Consider the following 5,970-nt stretch of genomic DNA (forward strand, 5'->3'; position numbering starts at 1 on the left):
TCCTGCCCCTCCCCCAGGGCCACCCACTTCAAGGTGGTGAGCTCCAGGGGGCCCATGGGGCCGTAGGCGTGGAGCTTGGAGGTGCTGATGCCGATCTCCGCCCCCAGGCCCAGCTCAAAGCCGTCGTTGAAGCGGGTGGAGGCGTTCCAGAGGACTAGGCTTGCGTCCACCTCCTCCAGGAAGCGCCAGGCCGCCTTGGGGTCCTCGGTGCAGATGGCCTCGGTGTGCCGGGAGCCGTAGCGGGCGATGTGGGCCAGGGCCTCCTCCAGCGAGGAGACCACCTTGACCCGGAGGACGAGGTCCAAATACTCCTGGTCCCACTCCTCCTCCCGGGCGGGGACCGCCTCCTTGAGGAGGGGAAGGGCCCTAGGGCAAGCCCTGAGCTCCACTCCCTTTTCCCGCATGGCCCTTTCCAAGAGGGGAAGGAAGGCCTCCGCAACCTTCTCGTGCACCAGGACGGCCTCGAGGGCGTTGCACACCGCGGGGCGCTGGGTCTTGCCGTTCAGGGCGAGGCGGAGGGCCATACCTAGGTCCGCCTTTTCGTCCACGTAGAGGTGGTTCACCCCCTTGGCGTGGGCGAGGACGGGGACACGGGCCTCCTTTTGCACAAGCCTTATGAGCTCCTCGCCCCCCCTCGGGATGAGGAGGTCCAGAAGCTCCAGGCGGCACATCTCCAAGACGGCCTCCCGGTCGGTGGTGGGGACGAGGGTGACCGCCTCCTGGGGAAGGCCCGCCTCTCCCAGGGCCTCGTGCCAGAGGGCCACCAGGGCCCGGTTGGAGCGGAAGGCCTCCTTGCCCCCCCTGAGGAGCATGGCGTTTCCCGCCTTCAAGGCCACGCTCACCGCCTCCACCGTGGCCCCGGGCCGCGCCTCGTAGACGAAGCCGATGAGGCCGAGGGGCACCCGCATCCTCCCCACCTTTAGGCCATTGGGCCGCTTGGCCAGGCCCTCTATGCGGCCCAGGGGGTCGGGGAGGCGGGCGATCTGGCGGAGGCCCTCGGTGAGGGTCTTGAGGTCCTTCTCCCTAAGGGCCAGGCGGTCCAGCTTGGCCCTGGGAAGCCCCGCCCTTTCCGCCTCCTCCAGGTCCTCCCGGTTGGCCCTCAGGACCTCTTCCCAGCGGGCCTCCAGGAGGTCCGCCATGGCGAGGAGGGCCCGGTCCCGGTTGCCCTTGGCGATCTCGGGAAGCCTCTTCCGCGCGCGCTCCGCGAGTTCCCTCAAACCCGTCATGCCTCCTCCTTCAGGGCGAGGTGGTCCCGGTGGACCACCTCCTCGGTGTAGCGGTAGCCCAGGATTTCCTCAATCTCCGCGCTCCTTCTGCCCTTGATGCGGGCGATCTCCTCCGAGGCGTAGTTGGCGAGCCCCACCCCTACTTCCTCCCCCTCCTCCGAGAGGAGGCGCACCGCCTCGCCCCGGCCAAACCTTCCCCGCACCTCCTTGACCCCGGCGGGAAGGAGGCTCGCCCCCCGCTCCTTAAGGGCGCGCACCGCCCCCCGGTCCAGGACGAGCTCCCCTTTGGGGCGGAGGAGGCCAAAAAGCCAGGCCTTCTCCCCGCGGTAGCGCCTTCTCGCGTGGAAGTAGGTGCCCAAGGGGGCCCCGGAGAGGGCCTTTAGGAGGACCCCGGGCCTCCTTCCGGGAAGGAGGAGCGTGGGGACCCCCACCCTCGCGGCGATGCGGGCGGCGAGGAGCTTGCTCCGCATCCCCCCGCTTCCCAAGGGGTTCCCCTCCCCGGCGTGGCCCAGCACGGCCTCCACCCGCTCCACCTCGGGAACGGGGCGGGCCTCGGGATTCCTCTTGGGGTCCTCCTCGTAGAGGGCGTCCACATCGGAAAGGAGGAGGAGAAGCCCCGCCTCCACCAAGGCGGCCACCCGGGCGGAGAGCTGGTCGTTGTCCCCGAAGCGGATCTCGTGGAAGGCCACGGTGTCGTTCTCGTTGATGATGGGAATCACCCCAAGGCCCAGGAGGGCCCTTAGGGTGGCCTTGGCGTTCAGGTAGCGGCCCCGGGCGGAGAGGTCCTCGGCGGTGAGGAGCACCTGGGCCACGGTGAGGCCGTGGGGCCGGAAGGCCTCCTGCCAATGGGCCATGAGAAGGGGCTGGCCGATGGCGGCGAGGGCTTGCTTTAGGGGCATGTCCTTGGGGCGCTCTCCAAGCCCGAGCCGCCGCATCCCCGCCGCCACCGCCCCCGAGGAGACGAGGACCACCTCCCGGCCTTCCTCCCTCAAGGCGGCCACCTGGCGGGCGATCTCGGTCATGGCCTCGAGGTCCAGGCCCCTCTCCCCCGCGAGGACGGCGCTTCCCACCTTGACCACCAGGCGCTTGGCCGAAAGCCCCGGGCGCATTAAGGCCCAGGATAGCACGCCCATCCAAATCCCCTCCGGGCCTGGTAAAGTGGCCCGCGATGGGTCTCGGCTTCGGGACCGTCCCCCTGCTGCTGGCCGTGGCCTCCCTCCTTGCCGCCTGCACCCCCTTCCTCGGTGTTCCGCGTGGCCGGGGACGGGACCCGCACCGCCTTGGGCCTGTGGCACACGGGCGGGGAGGCCCGCCTCGCCCTCCACAACCTCCCCCCCGGGGGGCCTTTGAGGTCCAGCTCTCGGACGGCTTAAGGGTCCGCACCCTGGCCTTCCCCCGCTAGGCGAAAGCGGCCCCCTTGGAAGGCCACCTTTCCCTCCCGCTTTAGCCGCACCAGAAGGGCGAAGAGGCGGGCCTTGGTGAGGCCCGGGCAGAGGGGTTTGAGGGCGGCGTGGAGTTCCTCCAGGGTGCCCTCCCGTCCCAGGGCCTGAAGGAGGAGGGCTTCCAAGCGCTTCTCCCGCACGCTTTCCATTATTGACAAGGGCTTTCCGGCATGCTATGGTTGAGGTTGGCTTGGGCCCGTAGCTCAGTTGGATAGAGCGGCTGACTACGGATCAGCAGGTCAGGGGTTCGAATCCTCTCGGGCCCGCCAAAAAAGACCCCGGGGTAGCTTAGCGCCCCGGGGTTTTCCCTACAATGGGGCCATGAAGATCTACACCAAGACCGGGGACGCTGGGGAAACTGGGCTTTACGGGGCCGAGCGGGTGGTGAAGGCCCACCCCAGGGTGGAGGCCTACGGTACCGTGGACGAGGCCAACAGCGCCCTCGGCCTCGCCCGGAGCCTCCTTCCCCAGAAGCACCCGGACCTCCACGAGCTTCTGGAAGGGGTGCAGAACGCCCTCTTTGACCTGGGAGCCGACCTGGCCACCCGCATGGGAAGCCCCTACGAAAAAAACATCGCCCGCATGGACGCCGAGGACGTGGAGGGCCTGGAGAAGGCCATTGACCGCTACCAGGAGGAAAGCCCCCCCTTCCGGGGCTTCGTCCTCCCCGGGGGGCACCCGGCGGCGGCGGCGCTCCACCTGGCCCGCACCGTGGTGCGCCGGGCGGAGCGGAAGGTGGTGGCCCTAAGCCGGGAGGAACCGGTGAACCCCGAGGTCATCCGCTACCTGAACCGCCTCTCCGACCTCCTCTTCGTCCTGGCCCGGGTGGTGAACGCCAGGGAGGGGGTCAAGGAGGAGGAGTGGCTCGTGAAGAAGCGCCGCTAGGGCCAGGGCTTGCCGTAGACCCGAACCTCCGCCTGGGGAAAGGCAGTTTCTAAAAGTTCTTTCAAAAACTGGGTGGCGCTGGGCAGAAGCCCGCCGCAGGGCCCCTCCATATAGAGGAAGAGGTAGCGGGGCCTACGGGGGGACTGGGAGAAGCCCAGGCACCCCTCGTATTCGGGGAAGTACTCGTAGAAAAGCTCCAGGAGATCCCCCACCAGGTCCCTGGCCTCGGGCAGGGCCTCGAGGGAGCCCTGGGGCTTGACCCAGAAGGTCATGGCCTTCACCCCCTCATTATGGCGCTTTGGGGAAGCCCGAGGGTCACTATAATCCCCTCATGGTCCGAGCGGAGGGCCTGTCCAAGCGCTACCGCCACGGGTGGGCCGTGGAGGGCCTCACCCTCCGGGTGGAGCCCGGGGAGGTCTACGCCCTTTTGGGCCCCAACGGGGCGGGGAAGACCACCACCTTGCGCATGCTCTCCACCCTGGTGAGGCCAAGCGCCGGAAGGGCCCAGGTGGCGGGGTTTGACGTGGTCCGGGAGCCCATGGAGGTGCGGCGGAACCTCGGCCTGGTGAACGGGGGCATGCGGGTCTACGAGCGGCTCACGGGAAAGGAGGTGCTGGAGTTCTTCGCCGGCTTCTACGGGCTAAAGGGCCGGGCCTTCCGGGAGGCCCTGGACTGGGTAGCCGCCCTCCTGGGAATGGAGGAGACCCTGGAGAGGAGGGTGATGGAGATGTCCACGGGCATGCGGCAGAAGGTGGTGATCGCCCGGGCCATCCTGCACCGACCCAAGGTCCTCCTCCTGGACGAGGCCACGGCGGGCCTGGACGTCTTCGCCCGCAGGGCCCTTCTGGACTTCGTGAAGGCCTACCGGGGCCTGGGCCACACCGTGATTTACTCCACCCACGTCATGGGCGAGGCGGAGGAGGTGGCCGACCGGGTGGGCTTCCTCCACCGGGGGCGGCTGGTCTACGAGGGAAGCCGGGACGAGGCCCTGGCCCTGGGGGAGGGAAGCCTGGAGCGGGCCTTCGTCCGCGAGGTGGGGAGGGCGTGATGGAAGCCATCCTTAGGATTTTCTGGAAGGAGCTGGTCCAGGTCCTTCGCGACCGGAAGCTGGTCTTTTCCACCTTGGTCCTTCCCGTCTTGCTGATGCCGGTCTTCGTGTTCGGGCCAATCCTCTTCCAAAACCGCCTCTTGCAAGGGGAGGCGGAAAGGGTCCAGGAGGTGGCGGTGGCGGGGCTTCCCGAGGAGGCCCTAAAGGCCCTCGAGGCCGCCCGGCTCAAGCCCGTTCCGGTGCCCGACCCCGAAGAGGCGGTGCAGGAAGGCCGCTTCCCGGCGGGGGTGGCCTTCCGGCAAGGGACCTACCGCGTCTATGGCCGCCTGGCCTCGGGTTTGGGGGCAAGCCAGGTGGCGGTGGAAAAGGTCAAGGGGGCCCTTCAGGCCCTCAAGGAGGCCAAGGTGGCCGAGGCCCTGGCGCGGGCGGGCCTCCCCAAGGAGGTCCTCTCCCCCTTCGCCGTGGAGGTGGTGGACGCCTCGCCTCCCAAGGAGCGGGCCGGAGGGCTTTTGGGCTTCCTCCTCCCCTTCTTCCTGGTGGTCTCCGTCCTTTCCGGGGGCCAGGTGGTGGCGGTGGACGCCACCGCGGGGGAGAAGGAGAAGGGGACCCTCGAGGCCCTCCTCGCCGCCCCCGTGCCCCTCCTGCAGATCGCCCTGGGCAAGACCCTGGCCGCGGTGGCCATGGCCCTCCTCTCGGGGGTGGCGGGGCTTTTGGGGCTCGCCCTGGGAGGGGCCTTGAGCGCGCGTTTTGGCGGAGGCGCCCTCACGAAGAGGGGCGAAACCCTTGTCCTGGGAGGGCAGGTGAACCTGGACTTGGGCGGCTTCCTCGCCCTCTTCCTCACCGCCCTTCTTCTCGCCCTCTTCATGGGGGCGGTGATGGTGGCCCTGGGGCTTTACGCCCGGAGCTTCAAGGAGGCTCAAAGCTACATGACCTCCCTGTACCTTCTGGCCCTTGTGCCCCTCCTCTTCCTCCAGTTCAGGGGCTTCCTGGAGCTTGAGGCCTGGCACCACCTCCTCCCCCTCTTCAACGTGGCCCTCTTCATGGACGCTCTCCTCAAGGGAAGCGCCACCCCCCTGCAGGCGGGCCTTACCTGGGCCTCTACCCTGGCCTACGCCGCCTTGGCCCTGGGCCTCGCCGTGTGGGCCTTCGGGCGGGAGGACGTGGTCTACCGGAACTAGGAGGACGGGTAGGAGGCGGCGAGGCGGGATGAGGCTAACCCCGAAGAGGGACGGGAATCCTAGGGGGCTCTTCCTGGCCCTGTATCTAAGTACCCCGCCGCGGCAAAAGCCGCGGTGGGGGCCCCAAAAGAGCTTTCCCAAAGCCCAAGCTCGGGCATCCCGTGTTGCAAAGCCAAGGTGCGGGCACTTAG

Annotated in this window: 7 protein-coding genes and 1 tRNA gene; 4 read left to right on the forward strand and 4 right to left on the reverse strand. The window is 68.7% G+C overall.

Features of this window, described 5'->3' with window-relative positions:
• From ABJK26_RS07640 to ABJK26_RS07650, 3 genes are all read right to left on the reverse strand, one after another.
• The coding region (locus ABJK26_RS07640; protein WP_347241686.1) for a glutamate-5-semialdehyde dehydrogenase at positions 1-1,226 on the reverse strand (1,226 nt) is incomplete at its 3' end.
• A complete protein-coding gene (proB, locus tag ABJK26_RS07645; RefSeq protein WP_347241687.1) occupies positions 1,223-2,335 on the reverse strand; it encodes a glutamate 5-kinase in 1,113 nt (370 codons plus the stop codon). The genes proB and ABJK26_RS07640, both read right to left, overlap by 4 nt.
• Before the next feature lie 260 nt (positions 2,336-2,595).
• The gene (locus ABJK26_RS07650; RefSeq protein WP_347241692.1) at positions 2,596-2,817 is read right to left on the reverse strand and encodes a hypothetical protein; all 222 of its coding nucleotides are present in this window, start codon (positions 2,815-2,817) and stop codon (positions 2,596-2,598) included.
• 43 nt (positions 2,818-2,860) lie between these two features.
• On the opposite strand from ABJK26_RS07650, the gene ABJK26_RS07655 reads away from it, so the two are divergent.
• Positions 2,861-2,937: transfer RNA gene (locus ABJK26_RS07655), tRNA-Arg, on the forward strand.
• Between the two features lie 52 nt (positions 2,938-2,989).
• The gene (locus ABJK26_RS07660; RefSeq protein WP_347241688.1) at positions 2,990-3,553 is read left to right on the forward strand and encodes a cob(I)yrinic acid a,c-diamide adenosyltransferase; all 564 of its coding nucleotides are present in this window, start codon (positions 2,990-2,992) and stop codon (positions 3,551-3,553) included.
• Here the strand turns inward: ABJK26_RS07660 and ABJK26_RS07665 are convergent.
• On the reverse strand, positions 3,550-3,825 hold the full coding sequence (locus ABJK26_RS07665; protein ID WP_347241693.1) for a hypothetical protein: 276 nt from the start codon (positions 3,823-3,825) through the stop codon (positions 3,550-3,552). The two genes, ABJK26_RS07660 and ABJK26_RS07665, sit on opposite strands and share 4 nt — an antisense overlap.
• Positions 3,826-3,884: 59 nt before the next feature.
• On the opposite strand from ABJK26_RS07665, the gene ABJK26_RS07670 reads away from it, so the two are divergent.
• Positions 3,885-4,601, forward strand: coding sequence for an ATP-binding cassette domain-containing protein (locus tag ABJK26_RS07670; protein WP_347241689.1), 717 nt, complete (start codon positions 3,885-3,887; stop codon positions 4,599-4,601).
• Entirely contained in the window at positions 4,601-5,779 is a 1,179-nt protein-coding gene (locus ABJK26_RS07675) for an ABC transporter permease subunit (protein ID WP_347241690.1), read from the forward strand. The genes ABJK26_RS07670 and ABJK26_RS07675 overlap by 1 nt, the downstream gene beginning before the upstream one ends.
• Positions 5,780-5,970 lie beyond the last annotated feature (191 nt).

It is taken from the genome of Thermus sp. (assembly GCF_039793865.1).
GTDB lineage: Bacteria > Deinococcota > Deinococci > Deinococcales > Thermaceae > Thermus.